Genomic DNA, 20236 nt, shown 5'->3' with positions numbered 1-20236 from the left:
CTACAGATTAATGATGAGGTCTACGGCCTCAAATCGCCAATATTCAATATCTATCTGGACAATATTGCCTTGCTGGTCGGCGCGATGCTTTTCAATTAAGATCGCAGGCATACCCGCAGAACCGCCAAGATACTTGCTGATATCGCCCGGCATTCTGACGGGTTTGAAAATCAATTTTTTTACTACCGTCTCTTTTTGGTAGCACTTTTCCCAGACTGAAGAAAATGAGTGGTTTTCAAGTTGTTCAATAAAACCTAGGGCAACTTCAGGATTAATATATGTTTCGTGATAGAAAACTTTATGTCCTTCCAGCGCCCCCCAGCCGGTAATACGATAGAGTTCGGTTGATGGCGTCACTGCAATCAGTGGCGCAAGCGTCTGGGGAATGTCGCTGGTACGGCTTTTCTCGGTAAACCCCCAGGAAGGTTCCCGCCCTTGCTCAATTGCGGCCCGCTGAAAGCTCGCCGACAGCTCCGGGCTGTAATTAAATCGCGGCTGAGTCACGAACCACCCTTTACGATCCTTACGGAAGATTTTGGATTCTGCCTCGAGGTTCAGCAACGCCTGGCGCAGCGTCATACGTTTAATGCCCAGCAGCTCTCCCAGCTCTCTTTCTGAAGGGAGTTTTCCACCCGGCGTAGTGATGCCATCTTTTAACCACCGATCCAGTTTCTCTTTTGCATTTTCTACGGTGGATTGATTTCCCGTCATTGTTTAATCCTTTTGGTTTAAACCAGATGAGGCATCTTACGCTTACGCCAAAAAAGAAAGCAATTAACGGCGTATGACTTTGCAGATAATTGTGACAAAGCTCTCTATTGACGTAACCACAGACTTATAAGGGAGATACTCTCATTGGTGAGTGCTCACGACAGGCAAAAAAAAACCTGCCATCGCTGGCAGGTTTTTTATGACTAAAAAACGAAATTAATCGTCTTTCGGTGCGCGGTTAGCGCGACGACGATCGTTTTCCGTCAGGTGACGTTTACGAATACGGATAGAGGTCGGAGTCACTTCTACCAGTTCGTCATCATCGATGAACTCCAGAGCTTGTTCCAGAGTCATGCGGATAGGCGGAACCAGAACAACGGCTTCGTCAGTACCGGAAGCACGCATGTTGGTCAGTTTCTTACCGGTCAGGCAGTTTACAGTCAGGTCGTTAGAGCGGCTGTGAATACCGATAATCTGACCTTCGTAAACTTCTGCACCGTGACCGAGGAACAGCTTACCGCGATCCTGCAGACCGAACAGCGCGAACGCTACCGCTTTACCCTGACCGTTAGAGATCAGTACGCCGTTCTGACGCTGACCCACTTCACCCGGACGTACGTCGTCGTAGTGGCTGAAGGTGGAGTACAGCAGACCAGTACCGGAAGTCATGGTCATGAACTCAGAACGGAAGCCGATCAGACCACGGCTTGGGATCACGTAGTCGAGACGTACGCGGCCTTTACCGTCTGGATTCATGTTTTTCAGGTCGCCTTTACGTTCGCCCAGCGCCTGCATCACAGAACCCTGATGCTGTTCTTCAACGTCCAGAGTCACGTTTTCATACGGCTCTTGTTTACGACCGTCGATTTCACGGAAGATAACTTTCGGACGGGATACCGCCAGTTCGAAACCTTCACGACGCATGTTTTCGATCAGAACAGACAGGTGCAGTTCGCCACGACCAGAAACGCGGAACGCATCGGCGTCTTCGGTTTCTTCTACGCGCAGCGCAACGTTGTGTACCAGTTCTTTGTTCAGACGGTCCAGGATCTGACGAGACGTTACGAACTTACCTTCTTTACCGCAGAACGGCGAGGTGTTAACGCAGAAGAACATAGAAACGGTCGGCTCATCAACGGAGAGTGCCGGCAGCGCTTCAACGTTTTGCGTGTCGCAAACGGTGTCAGAAATGTTCAGTTCGCCCAGGCCCGTGATCGCCACGATATCGCCAGCTTCCGCCAGATCGGTTTCGATACGTTCCAGACCGAGGTGGCCCAGCACTTTACCGACTTTCGCGTTGCGGGTTTTGCCTTCGCTATCGATGATAGTAACTTGCTGGTTCGGCTTCACTTTACCGCGCTTGATGCGGCCAATGCCGATAACACCAACATAGCTGTTGTAATCGAGCTGAGAAATCTGCATCTGGAACGGACCGTCAAGGTCAACGTCCGGCGCAGGAACGTGGTCAATAATCGCCTGATACAGCGGGGTCATGTCTTCCGCCATATCTTCGTGGTCCAGACCCGCGATACCGTTCAGCGCAGAAGCGTAAACGATCGGGAAGTCCAGCTGCTCGTCGGTCGCGTCGAGGTTTACGAACAGGTCGAATACCTGATCCACAACCCAGTCAGGACGCGCGCCAGGGCGGTCAACTTTGTTGATAACAACAATCGGCTTCAGGCCGTAAGCAAACGCTTTTTTGGTTACGAAGCGCGTTTGCGGCATCGGGCCGTCAAATGCGTCAACCACCAGCAGCACTGAGTCTACCATGGACATTACACGTTCAACTTCACCACCGAAGTCGGCGTGCCCCGGGGTATCAACGATATTGATACGGTAATCATTCCATTTGATAGCGGTGTTTTTCGCGAGGATGGTAATCCCACGCTCTTTCTCCAAATCGTTGGAGTCCATCACGCGCTCTTGGGTTTCGGCACGAGAGTCGAACGTACCGGATTGTTGGAGCAGCTTGTCTACCAGGGTGGTTTTACCATGGTCGACGTGCGCGATGATGGCGATATTACGCAATTTTTCGATCACAACTTTGCCTCAGGCATTAGAAATAGCGCGTTATTGTACACGGATTAATCGCACTACAAAACAGGATCACAAACATCCTCCGCAAACAAGTATTGCAGAGTCCCTTTGTGATCGCTTTCACGGAGCATAAAAAGGGTTATCCAAAGGTCATTGCACCAACATGGTGCTTAATGTTTCCATTGAAGCACTATATTGGTGCAACATTCACATCATGGTGCAGCCCTTTTGCACGATGTTAAGCATGATAACGCCTTTTAGGGGCAATTTAAAAGTTGGCACAGATTTCGCTTTATCTTTTTTACGGCGACACGGCCAAAATAATTGCAGATTTCGTTACCACGACGACAATGACCAATCCAGGAGAGTTAAAGTATGTCCGCTGAACACGTACTGACGATGCTGAACGAGCACGAAGTGAAGTTTGTTGATTTGCGCTTCACCGATACCAAAGGTAAAGAACAGCACGTCACTATCCCTGCTCATCAGGTGAATGCTGAATTCTTCGAAGAAGGCAAAATGTTTGACGGCTCCTCGATTGGCGGCTGGAAAGGCATTAACGAATCCGACATGGTGCTGATGCCAGACGCATCCACCGCAGTGATTGATCCGTTCTTCGCCGACTCTACCCTGATTATCCGTTGCGACATCCTTGAACCTGGCACCCTGCAAGGCTATGACCGTGACCCGCGCTCTATTGCGAAGCGCGCCGAAGATTACCTGCGTTCCACTGGCATTGCCGACACCGTACTGTTCGGGCCAGAACCTGAATTCTTCCTGTTCGATGACATCCGTTTCGGATCATCTATCTCCGGTTCCCACGTTGCTATCGACGATATCGAAGGCGCATGGAACTCCTCCACCCAATACGAAGGTGGTAACAAAGGTCACCGTCCGGCAGTGAAAGGCGGTTACTTCCCGGTGCCGCCGGTAGACTCTGCTCAGGATATTCGTTCTGAAATGTGTCTGGTGATGGAACAGATGGGTCTGGTGGTTGAAGCACATCACCACGAAGTAGCGACTGCAGGTCAGAACGAAGTGGCTACCCGCTTCAATACCATGACCAAAAAAGCTGACGAAATTCAGATCTACAAATATGTTGTGCACAACGTGGCGCACCGCTTCGGCAAAACCGCGACCTTTATGCCAAAACCGATGTTCGGTGATAACGGCTCCGGTATGCACTGCCACATGTCGCTGTCTAAAAACGGCGTTAACCTGTTCGCGGGCGACAAATACGCAGGTCTGTCTGAACAGGCGCTGTACTACATTGGCGGCGTAATCAAACACGCTAAAGCAATTAACGCCCTGGCAAACCCGACCACCAACTCTTACAAGCGTCTGGTCCCGGGTTACGAAGCACCGGTAATGCTGGCTTACTCTGCGCGTAACCGTTCTGCGTCTATCCGTATTCCGGTGGTTTCTTCTCCGAAAGCACGTCGTATCGAAGTGCGTTTCCCGGACCCGGCGGCTAACCCGTACCTGTGCTTTGCTGCCCTGCTGATGGCCGGTCTTGATGGCATCAAAAACAAGATCCATCCGGGCGAAGCCATGGACAAAAACCTGTATGACCTGCCGCCAGAAGAAGCGAAAGAGATCCCACAGGTTGCAGGCTCTCTGGAAGAAGCACTGAACGAACTGGATCTGGACCGCGAGTTCCTGAAAGCCGGTGGCGTGTTCACTGATGAAGCGATCGATGCGTACATCGCTCTGCGTCGCGAAGAAGATGACCGCGTGCGTATGACTCCGCATCCGGTAGAGTTTGAGCTGTACTACAGCGTCTAATAGTTGAAGTTGTACTACCCGGCGCGAACAACGCCGGGATTTAGTTGCCGTGGAAACTTTCAGCCCATCTCTGCATGGGCTTTTTTCTCCGTAACTTCTGTGATGCTTCGCGCTTTTTATCCGTAAAAAGCTATAATGCACTAAAATGGTGCAACCTGTTCAGGAGACTGCTTTATGGCAACAGGCACGCAGCCCGATGCTGGGCAGATCCTCAACTCGCTGATTAACAGTATTTTGTTAATTGATGACAACCTGGCGATCCATTACGCCAACCCCGCCGCGCAACAACTGCTCGCCCAAAGCTCCCGCAAATTGTTTGGTACACCGTTACCGGAACTATTGAGCTACTTCTCATTAAATATCGAGCTGATGCAAGAAAGTCTGGAGGCGGGGCAAGGTTTTACCGATAACGAAGTGACGCTGGTCATCGACGGTCGCTCGCATATCCTTTCTGTGACGGCTCAGCGCATGCCAGACGGCATGATCCTGCTGGAGATGGCACCGATGGATAACCAGCGCCGCTTAAGTCAGGAACAGCTACAGCACGCCCAGCAGGTTGCTGCCCGTGATTTAGTGCGCGGCCTGGCGCATGAGATTAAAAATCCGCTTGGCGGTTTACGTGGCGCGGCGCAGCTGCTCAGCAAAGCGTTACCTGACCCGTCGCTGCTGGAATATACCAAAGTGATTATCGAACAGGCGGACCGGCTGCGAAATCTGGTCGACCGTCTGTTGGGGCCGCAGCTGCCCGGTACGCGCGTTACCGAAAGTATTCACAAAGTGGCTGAACGCGTGGTGACGCTGGTGTCGATGGAACTGCCGGACAACGTGCGGTTGATTCGTGATTACGACCCCAGCCTGCCGGAACTGGCGCACGACCCGGATCAAATTGAGCAAGTGCTGCTGAATATTGTGCGCAATGCGCTACAGGCGCTGGGGCCGGAAGGTGGTGAAATCATTCTGCGTACCCGCACCGCGTTTCAACTGACCTTACACGGCGAACGCTATCGGCTGGCGGCGCGGATTGATGTGGAAGACAACGGGCCGGGCATTCCGCCTCATTTGCAGGATACGCTGTTTTACCCGATGGTCAGCGGCCGCGAAGGTGGCACCGGGCTTGGCTTATCCATCGCCCGTAATTTGATTGATCAGCATTCAGGCAAAATTGAATTTACCAGTTGGCCAGGTCATACCGAGTTCTCGGTTTACCTGCCTATCAGGAAATAAAGGTGACGTTTATGCAACGAGGGATAGTCTGGGTAGTCGATGACGATAGTTCCATCCGTTGGGTGCTTGAACGTGCGCTCGCTGGGGCAGGTTTAACCTGTACGACGTTTGAGAACGGTGCGGAGGTACTGGAGGCGCTGGCGAGCAAAACGCCGGATGTGCTGCTTTCAGATATCCGTATGCCGGGAATGGACGGGCTGGCGCTGCTCAAGCAGATTAAACAGCGCCATCCGATGCTTCCGGTCATCATTATGACCGCACATTCCGATCTGGATGCTGCCGTCAGCGCCTATCAACAAGGGGCGTTTGATTATCTGCCTAAACCGTTTGATATCGACGAAGCCGTGGCGCTGGTTGAGCGCGCCATCAGTCATTACCAGGAACAGCAGCAGCCGCGTAATGTTCAGCTTAACGGCCCAACGACCGATATCATCGGCGAAGCGCCAGCCATGCAGGACGTGTTCCGTATTATCGGTCGGCTTTCGCGCTCTTCCATTAGCGTGCTGATCAACGGCGAATCCGGCACTGGTAAAGAACTGGTTGCTCATGCCCTGCATCGCCACAGCCCGCGAGCCAAAGCGCCGTTTATCGCGCTCAATATGGCTGCTATCCCGAAGGATTTGATCGAATCAGAACTGTTCGGTCACGAGAAAGGCGCGTTTACCGGCGCGAATACCATTCGTCAGGGGCGTTTTGAACAGGCCGATGGCGGCACGTTATTTCTCGATGAAATTGGCGATATGCCACTGGATGTGCAGACGCGTTTGCTGCGCGTGCTGGCAGACGGTCAGTTTTATCGCGTTGGCGGCTATGCGCCGGTGAAAGTGGATGTGCGGATTATCGCTGCCACTCACCAGAATCTCGAACAGCGGGTGCAGGAAGGCAAGTTCCGTGAGGATTTGTTCCACCGCCTGAACGTTATCCGTGTTCATCTGCCGCCGCTGCGTGAGCGTCGGGAAGATATTCCCCGTCTGGCACGCCATTTTTTACAAGTTGCCGCTCGCGAGCTGGGCGTAGAAGCAAAGTTGCTGCATCCGGAAACTGAAGCCGCTCTGACGCGTTTGGCGTGGCCAGGCAACGTGCGCCAGCTGGAAAACACCTGCCGCTGGCTAACGGTAATGGCTGCCGGACAGGAAGTGTTGATTCAGGATTTGCCTGGCGAACTGTTTGAATCAACCGTACCGGAAAGCACTTCACAAATGCAGCCGGACAGTTGGGCAACGCTGTTAGCACAGTGGGCAGATCGGGCGCTACGTTCCGGTCATCAAAACTTGCTGTCTGAAGCGCAACCAGAGTTGGAGCGGACGTTACTGACTACCGCGTTGCGACATACGCAGGGGCATAAACAGGAAGCAGCGCGCTTACTTGGCTGGGGGCGTAACACCCTGACGCGTAAGTTAAAAGAGCTGGGGATGGAGTGATTCAGGCTCGCCATGTAAAGATTGATTATTGAGCGCAAATTGCTGGTATTTTGCGCTTTACTGTTCCGGTAAGTTCAGTATGATCATGCCCGAAAAACGGGGGGAGTGTCATTATGCTGGAATCAATAATTAATCTGCTATCAAGTGGCGCAGTTAACAGCCACACGCCGCAAACTGCCGTTGCTGCCGTGCTGTGTGCCGCAATGATTGGGCTGTTTAGCTGAGTTTCAGATTGCTGATGAAGTGCTCTTTGTTCATGCCGGATGCGGCGTGAACACCGCATCCGGCCTACAAAAGCAATAATTTCAACAGGTTTTGCAGGCCTGATAAGCGTAGCGCATCAGGCAACCTTGTTCTCAGCACATTGATGGCGCTTTCGTTTATCACCGTTGTAAACGAAGCGCCATTCACTATTTAAATCACCCGTGAGAACTGCTGCATTCGCGCTTTCTGGCGCAGATACGTATCAAAGCACATGCAAATGTTGCGGATCAGCAAGCGACCTTTCGCCGTCACCTGAATCCCCTTCTCATCCACATCCACCAGCCCGTCTTTTGCTAATGGGGCCAGCAGCCTGAGATCTTCCGCAAAGTAATCAGCGAAGTGCAAATCCCACTGTTGCTCAATGGGGGCGTAATCCAGACGGAAGTTGCAGATGAGCGACTTAATCACATCGCGACGAATACAATCATCGCGCGTTAGCGCAATACCACGCCACAGCGCATTACCTTGTTCATCCACCTGCTGATAGTACTGCTTCAACTCTTTCTGGTTCTGCGCGTAGCAGTCGCCAATCATGCTGATGGCGGAAACGCCCATCCCCAGCAGATCGGTATCGCCCTGAGTAGTGTAGCCCTGGAAGTTACGATGCAGCACGCCTTCACGCTGGGCCACCGCCAGCTCGTCATCCGGACGGGCAAAGTGATCCATACCGATAAACTGATAGCCCGATTGTGTCAGGAAGGCGATGGTTTCCTGCAGAATATCGAGTTTTTGTTGCGGACTCGGCAAGTCAGCATCTTTGATTTTGCGCTGGGCGGCAAAAATAGTTGGCAGATGCGCGTAGTTAAAGACGCTCAGACGGTCAGGGTTCAGTTCCGCCACGCGTTTCAGGGTAAAGGCGAAACTCTCCGGCGTCTGTTTCGGCAGGCCGTAAATCAGGTCAATGTTGGTGGAGGTAAAGCCAATCTCACGCGCATGGTTAAGCAGCGCAAAGATGAACTCTTCATCCTGCTCGCGGTTAACCAGACGCTGTACTTCTTTGTTGAAGTCCTGCACGCCCATGCTCAGGCGGTTAAAGCCTTCCGCGCGTAAATGATCGAGTACATCCAGTTCGATTTCGCGCGGATCGACTTCGATCGAAATCTCCGCATCGGCATTGAACAGGAAGTTTTCGCGCAGCAGCTTCATCAGGCGGCTGATTTGCGCTTTATTCAGATACGTCGGCGTACCGCCGCCCCAGTGCAGTTGGCTCACCTTGCGCCCGGCAAAAAGCGGAGCACGATGAACGATTTCTTGCTCAAGCACGTCCAGATACTGGTCGGCCTTGTGCTGCTGACGAGTCACAATCTTGTTGCAACCGCAGAAGTAGCAAAGTTTGTGGCAGAACGGGATATGTACGTAGAGAGATAAGGGACGCTCTGGGTAGCGCGCCACGGCTTGTAAAAACGCCTGTTCACCGAAGTCTTCTGAAAACTCCAGCGCGGTCGGGTACGAGGTGTATCGTGGCCCGGAATAGTTATATTTCTGGATCAGGGCCAGGTCCCAGTCGATTTGCTGTACAGACATGCTCACTCCTTCCGATGGCGTCTCTGGCGGCTACGGCGTACCGGCGGATGCCCGTTTCGGGTCATCAGCCGGTTGCGCAGCCACTTTTGTCGCCGCGACAACCGCTGTAGTTTAACGAATAACCACACCAGATAACATATAACCGGAAGGGTTATCAGCAGAACGGGAAGGCCCACGGCGGCAATCCGTTAGTTGCCCCGCAGCAGACGCATCATGTCTTCTTGCTTCTCGTCTTCTTCCTCTTCTTCGTCGTCGTCATAAGAGAGGCCGAGTTTCTGCATCAGCTCATCAATACGATCCAGCTTGGCATCTACCCAGGATTGCTCTTCGGCACTCAGGGTTTCGCCTGCTTCCAGACGTTCCAGCAGCGCATCCAGACGCTCATCCGTCTCCAGTAACTCCAACTCCGCCTGCGGTGAAAGCATAGGTTTCTCACTCTTCGGTTTGTGCTGTTTGGTGACTTTTTCAGTCACGCCCAATGGAATAGGGGTTTTACTGCCAATACGTGGATCTTTCGGTGCATTCTGGCCCTTGCTACCCGAAGTAGCGCTACCGCCCGCTGCGCGGCTGCCTGGTGCATGACCACGGCGTTTTTTCTGGCGCTTGCGATCACGAGCTTCCTGATTCAGCTCTTCGCGGGTTTTACGACGCGCTTTTGCATGACCTTTGCTGCGTGAGTTTGAAGATGATGGTTTCATATCAATTCGTCTTTTAGCCGTTTTATTTAGTATAGATTTGCGGCGGAATCTAACAGAAAGCAAGCAAAGAAAAAAGGCGACAGATTACTCTGTCGCCTTTTTTCCTGACTCACAACCCTTAACGGGTCTTACAATCCTTGCAGGCCGCCAACACACCCTGTTTTTCCATTAGCCGGAACATTCCGTGTTGATTCCATTTCCCTTTAGTGACGTCTCCGGACGTTTGTCTTCCTGACAATCCTCTGTCTTCGCCTCCTGGCGCTCCTGACCCTCATCCTGAGTCATCGTTCCTGTTAGCGTCCTCGCTCTATGGGTGCTACTTTACGCTTCTGTGTTAAACAAACAATAAACTATCATCAGTATTTACTCATTTTCAGATTATTGTATAAAACTAATCACATGATTTATTTAGCCTATTTGACATGTGTCGCAGAAATTTCTCTTCGATTTCGCATAAAAACAATCGGCAATGTCTCACAAAGTACATGGTATTTACTTACACCGTTCACGCCGAAAAATCCGTCTTTTATTGTGGTTCAGGTATAATCGCCGCAAAGCTTTGACTGACGGAGACGACCGCTTTGACTAATTTGAATTATCAACAGACGCATTTTGTGATGAGTGCGCCTGATATTCGCCACTTACCTTCCGATACCGGGATCGAAGTGGCTTTTGCAGGCCGTTCCAACGCAGGTAAATCCAGCGCGCTGAACACGCTGACTAACCAGAAAAGCCTGGCGCGTACCTCGAAAACACCAGGACGTACCCAGCTTATCAACCTGTTTGAAGTGGCTGAGGGCAAACGTCTGGTCGACTTGCCTGGCTATGGCTACGCGGAAGTTCCTGAAGAGATGAAGCGCAAATGGCAGCGCGCGCTCGGTGAGTACCTCGAAAAACGTCAGAGTCTACAAGGCCTGGTCGTGCTGATGGATATTCGCCATCCGCTGAAAGATCTCGACCAGCAGATGATTGAGTGGGCGGTGGACAGCAATATCGCCGTACTGGTGTTGCTGACCAAAGCGGATAAACTGGCGAGCGGTGCACGTAAAGCGCAATTGAATATGGTGCGTGAAGCAGTGCTGGCGTTTAACGGTGATGTGCAGGTAGAGACATTCTCTTCTCTGAAGAAGCAAGGTGTGGATAAGCTGCGGCAGAAACTGGATACCTGGTTCAGCGAGATGCAGCCTGTAGAAGAAACGCAGGGCGGCGAATAATTTTCTAGCCCTTACGCATGTGCCGGATATCGCGTATCTGGCACATAAAATCATGCAAATTCAATGAGCTATTTTCCTACCGTAGGCCTGTTAAGCACAACGTATCCGGCAATACGGATCTTTTCTTTCGCACAATAAAAAACGCCCCAGTCATTACTGACTGGGGCGGCTAAAAAATTCAGCCAAATCCGATTACGTGAAGTAAAAGGTCTGAAAGATAGAACATCTTACCTCTGTACCCTACGCGACTAACTTTACTCTTTTTTGTTCAGTTCAGAAAGCACTTTTTGTAATTTTTTTTCAGTTGTTGCATAGGAATTTCTAATACCCATCACAAATCGTGGCTGGTTATGTTGCTTAGTTACGAAAAAAAGGCTTGTTAAGGCAAATCTTAGTGCGCCTGATCCCAGTTTTCGCCACTACCCACTTCCACCAGCAACGGCACATCCAGGCGGGTACAGTTTTCCATCAACTGATGGATCTTCTTCGCTACCGCATCGACATCATCTTTATGAACTTCAAACACCAGTTCATCGTGTACCTGCATGATCATACGCACGCGCGGTTGCTCTTCCTGTAGCCAGGCATCAACGGCAATCATAGCCCGTTTGATAATGTCGGCGGCGGTTCCCTGCATTGGTGCGTTAATGGCTGCACGTTCAGCCGCAGCACGACGTGCACCGTTGCTGGATTTGATATCCGGCAGATAAAGGCGACGTCCGTCCAGGGTTTCAACGTATCCCTGCTCTTTCGCCTGAGCACGAGTGCGTTCCATATACTCCAGTACGCCTGGGTAGCGTTCGAAGTAAAGGTCCATGTACTTCTGTGCTTCTTTACGTGGAATGTTCAATTGCCGTGCCAGACCGAAAGCACTCATGCCATAAATCAGACCAAAGTTGATTGCTTTCGCGCTACGGCGTTGTTCGCTGGTGACAGTTTCCAGTGGCAAACCAAACACTTCTGCAGCCGTTGCCCGGTGGATATCTTTTCCTTCTGCAAATGCGGTCAGCAAGCCTTTGTCTCGTGAAAGATGCGCCATAATGCGCAGTTCAATCTGCGAGTAGTCCGCCGAGACAATCACATAATCCTGTGGCGCAATAAACGCCTGGCGGATACGGCGGCCTTCTTCGTTACGCACCGGAATGTTTTGCAGGTTAGGATCGGTTGAGGATAAACGCCCCGTCGCAGTTACTGCCTGGTGATAGGAAGTATGCACGCGCCCGGTTTTCGGGTTGATCATCAGCGGCAGCTTGTCGGTGTAGGTCGATTTCAGCTTCGCCAGACCACGATACTCCAGAATTACTTTTGGCAACGGATAGTCCAGTGCCAGCTCTTCCAGTACCTCTTCCGACGTTGACGGCGCACCACCCGGCGTTTTCTTCAGCGGCTTAATACCCTGTTTTTCAAAAAGAATAGTTTGCAATTGCTTGGTGGAAGAAAGGTTAAATTCTTCACCTGCAATTTCATGCGCTTTCTTTTCCAGCTCAGCCAGACGCAAGGTGAGCTCTTCAGAATGATTGTGCAGCACTTTCGGGTCGATCTTCACACCGTTGCGTTCGATGCGTGAAAGCACCGGCACCAGCGGCATTTCGATGTTTTCGAAGACGTTCAGTGGCCCTTTATGTTTTTGCAGATCCGGCCACATTTTCAGATGCAATTGTAAGGTGACATCCGCATCTTCAGCGGCGTAACGTCCGGCCTCTTCGAGGGCAATCTGGTTAAAGGTCAGTTGGTTTTTACCTTTACCGGCAATCTCTTCAAAAGTGATGGTTTTGTGCTTCAACCAACGTTCCGCGAGGCTGTCCATATCGTGGCGACCGGCAACGCTGTTGAGAATGTAGGACTCGAGCATGGTATCAAACGCAATCCCCCGCAGCTCAATGCCGTAATTCGCCAGAATGCCGCGATCGTATTTCAGGTTTTGCCCGACCTTCAGCGCCTTTTCATCTTCCAGCAGCGGTTTTAGCAGCTCGAGTGCGCGCTCGCGGGAGATCTGATCGGGCGCATCAAGATAATCATGAGCAACCGGAATATAGGCCGCTACGCCAGGTTCGATAGCAAAAGAAAGCCCTACCAGGTTGGCAGAGATGTTATCGAGGCTGTCGGTTTCGGTATCAAACGCAAATACAGGCGCTTTTTCCAGCTTCGTAATCCATGCTTTTAGAGTTTCTTCGTCCAGAATAGTGACGTAGTTATCGTAAGAAATCGCTGTTGCAGTCACTTCGGGTGTTTCGTCGACAACAATGGTTTCCTGCAGCTTCGCGGCTGGTTTTGCCCCTTTGGCCTGTAACCATTTGCCCGCTTCGACATCAGCAGTCCAACGCTTGAACTCATACTTTTTGAACAGTCCCAACAACTCTTCAGCCGCCGGTTGTTGTACTTCCAGTTGTTCGCAGGTCAGTTCCAGTTCAACGTCGGTTTTAATCGTCGCCAGCTGGTAAGAGAGATAGGCCACCTCTTTATTTTGCTCAAGCTTCGCCGCCATTGTTTTCGCGCCGCGGAAGCTCAATCCAGCAATTTTTTCCGGCTCGGCATACAGCGTATCCAGGCCGCCAAGACCTTGTAGCAGTGCCTGCGCGGTTTTTTCGCCGACGCCCGGAACGCCAGGAATGTTATCAGAAGAGTCGCCCATCAGCGCGAGGAAGTCGATGATCAGTTCTGGCGGTACGCCGTACTTATTCACCACCTCTTCCGGGCCGAGGATAGTATTTGTCATGGTGTTGATAAGCGTAATATTTGGCGTCACCAACTGCGCCATATCTTTATCACCGGTGCTGATCAATACCGGACGCCCAGCTTTTTCTGCTTCACGTGCCAGAGTACCGATAACGTCGTCTGCTTCTACGCCAGAAACGGCCAGCAGAGGCAGCCCCATCGCTTTTACCATTGTGTGCAGGGGTTCGATCTGCGCGCGCAAATCGTCCGGCATTGGCGGGCGATGTGATTTGTAATGTTCAAACAGTTCATCACGAAAGGTTTTTCCCTTGGCGTCAAAGACCACCGCTGCATGCGTCGGTTGGTATTGCATGATCAGACTACGCAGCATGTTGAGGACACCGTACATCGCACCGGTTGGCTCGCCTGCGCTGTTAGTCAGCGGCGGAAACGCGTGATATGCGCGATAAAGATAAGATGAACCATCTACAAGGATTAGTGGGTTTTGGGGGATCTGAACCATAATGTCCGTGCCTGTTTATCAGATTATGCGTAAAGGATGCCACAGACAGGATGAAAACATGAGTTTTTCACCGCTTTTCGTGAAAATCTTTTGTAGATCTTCTGGATCGCTCGCAAATCGTCATGTGGATAACTTTGTGTATAAATTATTTACATCACTTTTAATTTATTATCATGCTTGTTACAGCATTATATTTGTTGTTGTTTTTCATAAAGTTAATAATAAAAACATTGCTGGTGATTGAGTAATAGGGATTTTTTCTAATGTGGATAGATATGAATTATTTTTCTATCTAAGGATCATCCGTTATTTGGGCCGTTTTCTGCTAAAATCTGCGCCTTGCGCTTCTTTAGCGCACTGTCTATGGCTAACCTTTTGAATAATTTAATTATGACGAGAATACTCGCTGCGATAACACTTTTGGTGAGTATCGTATTGACCATTTTGGTCACCATTTTTTGTTCTGTCCCGATCATCATTGCCGGGATCGTAAAACTATTGTTACCTGTGCCAGTGATTTGGCGAAAGGTATCGCTTTTTTGTGATTTTATGATGTATTGCTGGTGTGAAGGATTAGCGCTATTACTGCACCTTAACCCGCACCTGCAATGGGAAGTTCGCGGACTGGAAGAACTAAGTAAGAAGAACTGGTATCTGCTTATTTGTAACCACCGCAGTTGGGCTGATATTGTTGTACTGTGCGTGTTGTTTCGTAAGCATATTCCAATGAACAAATATTTTCTCAAGCAGCAACTGGCCTGGGTGCCTTTCCTTGGCCTGGCATGCTGGGCGCTGGATATGCCATTTATGAAGCGCTATTCCCGCGCTTATTTGATACGTCATCCGGAACGGCGCGGTAAAGATGTTGAAACCACTCGCCGATCTTGCGAAAAGTTTCGCCTGCATCCCACCACGATTGTGAATTTTGTTGAAGGCTCCCGTTTTACTGAACAGAAACACCAGCAAACCCACTCGACATTTAAAAATCTCCTACCTCCCAAAGCCGCCGGTATCGCGATGGCGCTGAATGTGCTGGGTAAACAATTCGATAAACTACTTAATGTTACGCTGTGTTATCCGGACAATAACCACCAGCCATTCTTCGATATGTTAAGTGGCAAACTGACGCGGATTGTCGTGCATGTGGATTTACAACCTATTGCTGAAGAGTTGCATGGCGACTATATCAATGACAAAAGCTTCAAACGTCATTTTCAGCAGTGGCTGAACACACTGTGGCAGGAAAAAGACCGACTTCTGACTTCACTGATGTCATCACGGCATCAGGATAAGTAGTTATAACTCGCCTCCGTATTAGCAGAGGCGAGTTATCATTTTAATGCACTAAACGTCCGGCACGAGACATAAATTCTTCTTCGCTCATCTCCTGACCGTTAAAAACAACTTTACCTGGCAAATAATGCAGTTGCAGCGAGGCAATATTGTTGTCAATTGTGATTAACTGAAACATCTTACCTAATGTTGCCATTCCGCCGATTTGTTTATCAGCCAGCTTTTGAGCTTTTTCAGCATCCATTCCTTCAGATAAATTAAGCTGTTTAGCTATTTCAGTGGCGACTTTAATCGGTACATTCATATCCAGATTGAACGATTTAATATCTTTGTTTATGGATGATGAAGATTTGGCTGGATCGGCAATACTAATATCCAGATTAGCATTTAGTTCGCCGACAGCGTTCTTCCAGCTTGCAGGTAGTTTAATGATCGGCTCACTTTTTTGTAATAACGGTAAATACTCTTTGAACAATGCAGTATTCATTGCTTCCAGTGCATCTTCATCATTTACTAACTCGGGGTGTGCAGCAAGTTGCTTCTGCGTCGCAATGTTGTACTGGATGATAAACTGGCGAACTGCTAAGGGATCAATAGATTCAGCAATCAATGACCACTGACCGCTACCGAGTTGTTGATTCCCTTTTGTTAACTTATCAATTTCGTAAGTCAGATTGACATTGATATAATCTTTATCTTTTACGCGTTCTAGTGTGGTTTTCGCGACAAAAGCGTCGAGTTTGGCAACTTCGTTACCGTGATTGACAATGCTAATCTGATTAAATTTCGACTCGCTTTCACCAACCGGAAATTTCTTTTCTTCTAATCGCGTCAGAGAATTAATGGTAAAACTTTTCGCCGTGACTTTGTTCATTGGCGATAATTCCAGAACAATATCTTCGACTTTGCCTTCAACATCCAGATTAGACAATGAACTGTCATCACCATTAAAAGTAAACTGACCTTCACCAAAGGAGAGTTTTCCATACTCTGCAGGGGCAACGTCCAGAGTTGTAGAGAAAGAACCGCCAAAGGCGAATCGCAATGTCGCTTCGACGGGCGCTCTATCTTTTGCAGCAATAAATAGCGACTGTGTCAGTTCATTATTGACTAATTTAACTTTTGCTGCCGCCATAGCAGGTAAGATATTGCCGCTTTTTAACATTGATAGCGGCAAGGGACCATGATCGACATCCACATCAAATGCAATACCTTGTCCTGGCTTGATATTGAGATCTGACGCACCTTTATCAAAGGTAATAAGCATTTGAAAATGAGAGCTAAAAAAACCTTTGTCAAAGTTTTTATAGCTGGCGGTCATATCATAGGCATGCTCTCCCTTCTTTTTACTGTCGTTAAAATCTTTAATAAATTTTTCGACGCCAGACTGGATTTGAGTCCCTTCATACCATGTTCCACCGCCCCAGATAATGGCTAATGCAACAATAACACCTGTGGCTGACTTACGTATCATTTCTATTATTCCCTGATAAAACAACAAAACTTTTAATATCCGCGCTTGATATTAAAATGTCCAGAAACGAGGTGAATTATCAGAAAGTATTTATATTGATTAAACAACAAAAAAAGCCCGTGAATATTCACGGGCTTTATGTGAATTACAATAAATTATTTTTTCTCAGACAGATATTTCACTGTATCAGCATACTGCTGAACAAAAACATCCATATTGCTGGTATCCATACCCTGCGGATTCAGCTGATATTTACCGTTAACAAACATCGCTGGAACGCCACGCAATTGTACATCTGCAGCCGCTTTTTCTTGCTGAGCGACCAGAGATTTAACAACAAAGCTGTTCCATGCTGCATCATACTCTTCACCTTTAATACCTGCGTTGATGAAGACATCACGAATGTCGGCCGTAGAGCGAATGGTCTGTGTTTTCTGTACGCCTTCAAACAGTGGTACAGTCACTTTATCTTCTACGCCCAGCGCCATCGCCACAGCCCACGCTTGTGTCAGAGATTGCCCCAGCTCCCCGCCCATGAAGTTGACGTGGTATTTAGTCATCTTCACACCTTCCGGCAGTTTTTTCTTCACATTCTCAGAAATATGCAGAACTTCTTCAAACTGATAGCAGTGTGGGCAGAAGAAAGAGAAAAACTCCAGCACTTGCGGTGCGCCAGCAACCGGCTTTTCCAGCGTGGTGTATTGTTTACCATCTTCATACTGCGCCGCCGATGCGCTAAACGCTAAAACCAAACCAGCCAGCGCCAGCCAAATCTTTTTCATGATCTACTCTCTCCGATTAATACATAGGTGTTAATTGCAAAGGGGGTTCTTGTAGAACTTTTGCCTGTTCTATAAAAGTTGCCGTCTGTCGCAGCCAGTAATCTTCCCCGGTTAACCACGGGAAATTTTTCGGGAACGCCGGATCAGCCCAACGCCGCATTAGCCAGGCAAGATAATAAACCAAACGCATGGCGCGTAAAGGTTCAATCAGTCCGATTTCAGCGGTGTCGAACTCGCTAAATTCTTCATAAGCTTCAATAATAGTTTCTAACTGCATCCGCTGCTCAGCTTTATCGCCATTGAGCAACATCCACAAATCCTGAACGGCTGGACCATTACGAGCATCATCCAGATCAACAAACATTGGACCATCGCGCCAGAGAATATTCCCGGCGTGGCAGTCTCCATGTAGCCGCAGAACGGTGAAATCTTCCCGCCAGTGTGCTGTAACGGCGGCGATCAGCTCATCTGTCGCTTTCAGGAATGCCGCTTTCAACCCGGAAGGTATCAGTGTAGCCTCCTCAAACAGCTTTCGAGGCTCAATGAGATATTCATTCAGACCGATGGTCGGGCGATGGATAAAAAGCTGTTTGCGCCCCGTCTGGTGCATACGCCCTAAATAACGCCCAACCGCTTCCATCTGATCGATATTATCAGCTTCGAACTGGCGACCACCGACGCTTGGAAAAACAGCGAAATAAAATCCCTGATGATTCAATAAAGTCTGACCGTTAAAGGCCACAGGTGCTGCGACCGGAACTTCATCATTTACCAGTTGCAACGCAAATTGATGTTCTTCGAGGATTTGATCGGCTGTCCAACGTTCAGGGCGATAAAATTTGACGACAAAACGTCGACGATCTTCGTCCTGAAATTGATAGACACGGTTTTCATAGCTGTTAAGCGGGGTAAGACCGGAATCCACCCGGATCCCTTGCTCAAACAGAGCATCCATGATGGTATCCGGGTGTAGTGTCTGGAAAGTAAAAGCGCTGTTGTTCATCCCATCATCCGGAAAACATTACGAATGATGAAGGATATCATTTCACGATGATTTTGGTGGCACCGCTTACAAGCTTTTACTCTTTAATTACGCCGCGAGCGCGTAACAGCGCCGTTTTGAAGTCTTCTTCATAATCTTTCTGCAAACCCGGGATCACCGCATCTTTCGCGGAATCACGCATTTTCAGGTGATAGATCAGAATGTCATCCGTCAAATCCGCCAGTTCGCCGTCAAAACCTGACTCTTTCGCCAGTTTCTGCAAAAATTGCAACAGGTTAAGGTCTGGCTCTTTTTGCCAGGCTGGCTGGAGGAGTTCAATAACTTCATTCAGACGTTTACATTTCATAGTAATGCTCCTTACTCTTGAGACAGACACGTTAGCAGGGTCAATCCCACAATAAAAGAGGCGATATCGGTGAATCTGATGACGACGATAACAGGCGTTGTGCTGGCAGGCGGTAAAGCCAGACGAATGGGCGGCGTAGATAAAGGATTGCTTGAATTAAACGGCAAACCATTATGGCAACATGTCGCTGACGCGCTTATGACGCAGCTCTCTCACGTCGTGGTTAATGCTAATCGTCATCAGGAAATCTATCAGGCAGGCGGTCTGAAAGTGATTGAAGATTCACTGGCGGATTACCCAGGCCCTCTGGCAGGAATGCTTTCAGTAATGCAGCAGGAAGCTGGTGAGTGGTTTTTGTTTTGCCCGTGCGATACGCCTTACATTCCCCCTGATTTAGCAGCCCGGCTTAATCATCAGCGCAAAGATGCGCCTGTCGTGTGGGTCCATGACGGTGAACGCGATCACCCGACTATTGCTCTGGTAAACCGCGCTATTGAGCCTTTATTACTGGAATATCTGCAAGCAGGAGAACGCCGGGTAATGGCATTTATGCGTCTGGCTGGTGGTCATGCGGTTGATTTCAGCGATCATAAAGATGCATTTGTTAACGTTAATACGCCAGAGGAGCTTGCCCGATGGCAGGAAAAACGATGATACCGTTACTCGCCTTTGCCGCGTGGAGTGGTACCGGAAAAACTACGCTTTTGAAAAAACTGATCCCGGCATTATGCGCCAGAGGGATCCGTCCAGGGCTGATTAAGCATACGCACCATGATATGGATGTTGATAAGCCAGGCAAAGATAGCTATGAGCTGCGCAAGGCTGGCGCGGCACAAACCATCGTTGCCAGCCAGCAACGATGGGCCTTGATGACGGAAACACCAGACGAAGAAGAGCTGGATCTACAGTTTCTCGCAAGTCGAATGGATACCTCAAAGCTGGATTTGATTCTGGTCGAAGGGTTTAAGCATGAAGAGATCGCAAAGATTGTGCTGTTTCGCGATGGAGCCGGACATCGACCTGAAGAATTAGTGATAGACAGGCATGTTATTGCTGTAGCCAGTGATGTGCCGCTTAATCTTGATGTCGCATTACTGGATATTAATGATGTTGAGGGGCTGGCTGATTTTGTGGTGGAGTGGATGCAAAAGCAGAACGGATAAGCAAGAGTAGGCTGGAGAAGACGCGCCAGCGTCGCACCCGGCATTTTTTTTGCACCAACGCAAAAAGGCCATCCGTCAGGATGGCCTTCTGCTTTATCTGATGCCTGGCAGTTCCCTAC

At 49.4% G+C, this 20236-nt stretch carries 17 protein-coding genes and 1 pseudogene; 8 read left to right on the top strand and 10 right to left on the bottom strand.

Features of this window, described 5'->3' with window-relative positions:
• Nucleotides 1-711 (bottom strand): GntR family transcriptional regulator, encoded by a 711-nt coding sequence (locus D9736_RS16910; protein WP_130258778.1) that lies wholly within the window; start codon nt 709-711, stop codon nt 1-3.
• Nucleotides 712-927: 216 nt separating this feature from the next.
• Nucleotides 928-2751 (bottom strand): ribosome-dependent GTPase TypA, encoded by a 1824-nt coding sequence (typA, locus tag D9736_RS16905; RefSeq protein WP_001514692.1) that lies wholly within the window; start codon nt 2749-2751, stop codon nt 928-930.
• 372 nt (nt 2752-3123) lie between these two features.
• Between typA and glnA the strand changes: the two genes are divergently transcribed.
• From glnA to D9736_RS16885, 4 genes are all read left to right on the top strand, one after another.
• The gene (glnA, locus tag D9736_RS16900) at nt 3124-4533 is read left to right on the top strand and encodes a glutamate--ammonia ligase (protein ID WP_001271717.1); all 1410 of its coding nucleotides are present in this window, start codon (nt 3124-3126) and stop codon (nt 4531-4533) included.
• A gap of 174 nt (nt 4534-4707) precedes the next feature.
• On the top strand, nt 4708-5757 hold the full coding sequence (glnL, locus tag D9736_RS16895; protein ID WP_000190577.1) for a nitrogen regulation protein NR(II): 1050 nt from the start codon (nt 4708-4710) through the stop codon (nt 5755-5757).
• Between the two features lie 11 nt (nt 5758-5768).
• Nucleotides 5769-7178: a nitrogen regulation protein NR(I) gene (glnG, locus tag D9736_RS16890; protein WP_088563506.1), complete on the top strand. Its 1410-nt coding sequence runs from the start codon at nt 5769-5771 to the stop codon at nt 7176-7178.
• A gap of 113 nt (nt 7179-7291) precedes the next feature.
• Nucleotides 7292-7402 (top strand): YshB family small membrane protein, encoded by a 111-nt coding sequence (locus tag D9736_RS16885; protein WP_064527982.1) that lies wholly within the window; start codon nt 7292-7294, stop codon nt 7400-7402.
• A gap of 190 nt (nt 7403-7592) precedes the next feature.
• Here D9736_RS16885 and hemN read toward each other — a convergent pair whose 3' ends face one another.
• The 3 genes and pseudogenes from hemN to D9736_RS16865 all read right to left on the bottom strand — a co-directional run bounded on the left by hemN (nt 7593) and on the right by D9736_RS16865 (nt 9949).
• Nucleotides 7593-8966 carry an oxygen-independent coproporphyrinogen III oxidase gene (hemN, locus tag D9736_RS16880; RefSeq protein ID WP_130258777.1) on the bottom strand — a complete coding sequence of 458 codons (1374 nt, stop codon included), beginning with the start codon at nt 8964-8966 and terminating at the stop codon, nt 7593-7595.
• A 188-nt stretch (nt 8967-9154) separates the two neighbouring features.
• Nucleotides 9155-9664 carry a Der GTPase-activating protein YihI gene (gene yihI / locus D9736_RS16875; protein WP_130209972.1) on the bottom strand — a complete coding sequence of 170 codons (510 nt, stop codon included), beginning with the start codon at nt 9662-9664 and terminating at the stop codon, nt 9155-9157.
• Between the two features lie 118 nt (nt 9665-9782).
• A pseudogene (locus D9736_RS16865) lies at nt 9783-9949 on the bottom strand (hypothetical protein).
• Between the two features lie 296 nt (nt 9950-10245).
• On the opposite strand from D9736_RS16865, the gene yihA reads away from it, so the two are divergent.
• Nucleotides 10246-10878 (top strand): ribosome biogenesis GTP-binding protein YihA/YsxC, encoded by a 633-nt coding sequence (gene yihA, locus D9736_RS16860; protein WP_130258776.1) that lies wholly within the window; start codon nt 10246-10248, stop codon nt 10876-10878.
• Between the two features lie 391 nt (nt 10879-11269).
• On the opposite strand, the gene polA is transcribed toward yihA, so the two are convergent.
• Nucleotides 11270-14056: a DNA polymerase I gene (polA, locus tag D9736_RS16855; RefSeq protein ID WP_130258775.1), complete on the bottom strand. Its 2787-nt coding sequence runs from the start codon at nt 14054-14056 to the stop codon at nt 11270-11272.
• Between the two features lie 363 nt (nt 14057-14419).
• On the opposite strand from polA, the gene D9736_RS16845 reads away from it, so the two are divergent.
• Complete coding sequence (locus D9736_RS16845) at nt 14420-15352, top strand: acyltransferase (protein ID WP_130258773.1); 933 nt, start codon at nt 14420-14422, stop codon at nt 15350-15352.
• Between the two features lie 40 nt (nt 15353-15392).
• On the opposite strand, the gene D9736_RS16840 is transcribed toward D9736_RS16845, so the two are convergent.
• From D9736_RS16840 to D9736_RS16825, 4 genes are all read right to left on the bottom strand, one after another.
• Nucleotides 15393-16823 carry a DUF945 family protein gene (locus D9736_RS16840; RefSeq protein WP_130258772.1) on the bottom strand — a complete coding sequence of 477 codons (1431 nt, stop codon included), beginning with the start codon at nt 16821-16823 and terminating at the stop codon, nt 15393-15395.
• A gap of 155 nt (nt 16824-16978) precedes the next feature.
• Nucleotides 16979-17605, bottom strand: coding sequence for a thiol:disulfide interchange protein DsbA (gene dsbA / locus D9736_RS16835; RefSeq protein WP_064527999.1), 627 nt, complete (start codon nt 17603-17605; stop codon nt 16979-16981).
• Nucleotides 17606-17621: 16 nt separating this feature from the next.
• A complete protein-coding gene (gene srkA / locus D9736_RS16830; protein WP_130258771.1) occupies nt 17622-18608 on the bottom strand; it encodes a stress response kinase SrkA in 987 nt (328 codons plus the stop codon).
• Between the two features lie 76 nt (nt 18609-18684).
• Nucleotides 18685-18954, bottom strand: a complete 270-nt coding sequence (locus tag D9736_RS16825) for a YihD family protein (RefSeq protein WP_001295263.1) — start codon at nt 18952-18954, stop codon at nt 18685-18687.
• 69 nt (nt 18955-19023) lie between these two features.
• Here D9736_RS16825 and mobA point away from each other — a divergent pair, with 69 nt between their 5' ends.
• Together mobA and mobB are read left to right on the top strand one after the other, a co-directional pair.
• The gene (mobA, locus tag D9736_RS16820; protein WP_001052169.1) at nt 19024-19608 is read left to right on the top strand and encodes a molybdenum cofactor guanylyltransferase MobA; all 585 of its coding nucleotides are present in this window, start codon (nt 19024-19026) and stop codon (nt 19606-19608) included.
• Nucleotides 19590-20117 (top strand): molybdopterin-guanine dinucleotide biosynthesis protein MobB, encoded by a 528-nt coding sequence (gene mobB, locus D9736_RS16815; RefSeq protein WP_000907622.1) that lies wholly within the window; start codon nt 19590-19592, stop codon nt 20115-20117. Before mobA ends, mobB begins: the two co-directional genes overlap by 19 nt.
• The last annotated feature ends 119 nt before the right edge of the window (nt 20118-20236 follow it).

Source organism: Escherichia sp. E10V10 (genome assembly GCF_004211985.1).
GTDB lineage: Bacteria > Pseudomonadota > Gammaproteobacteria > Enterobacterales > Enterobacteriaceae > Escherichia.
This window is presented reverse-complemented; position numbering and strand designations above follow the sequence as displayed.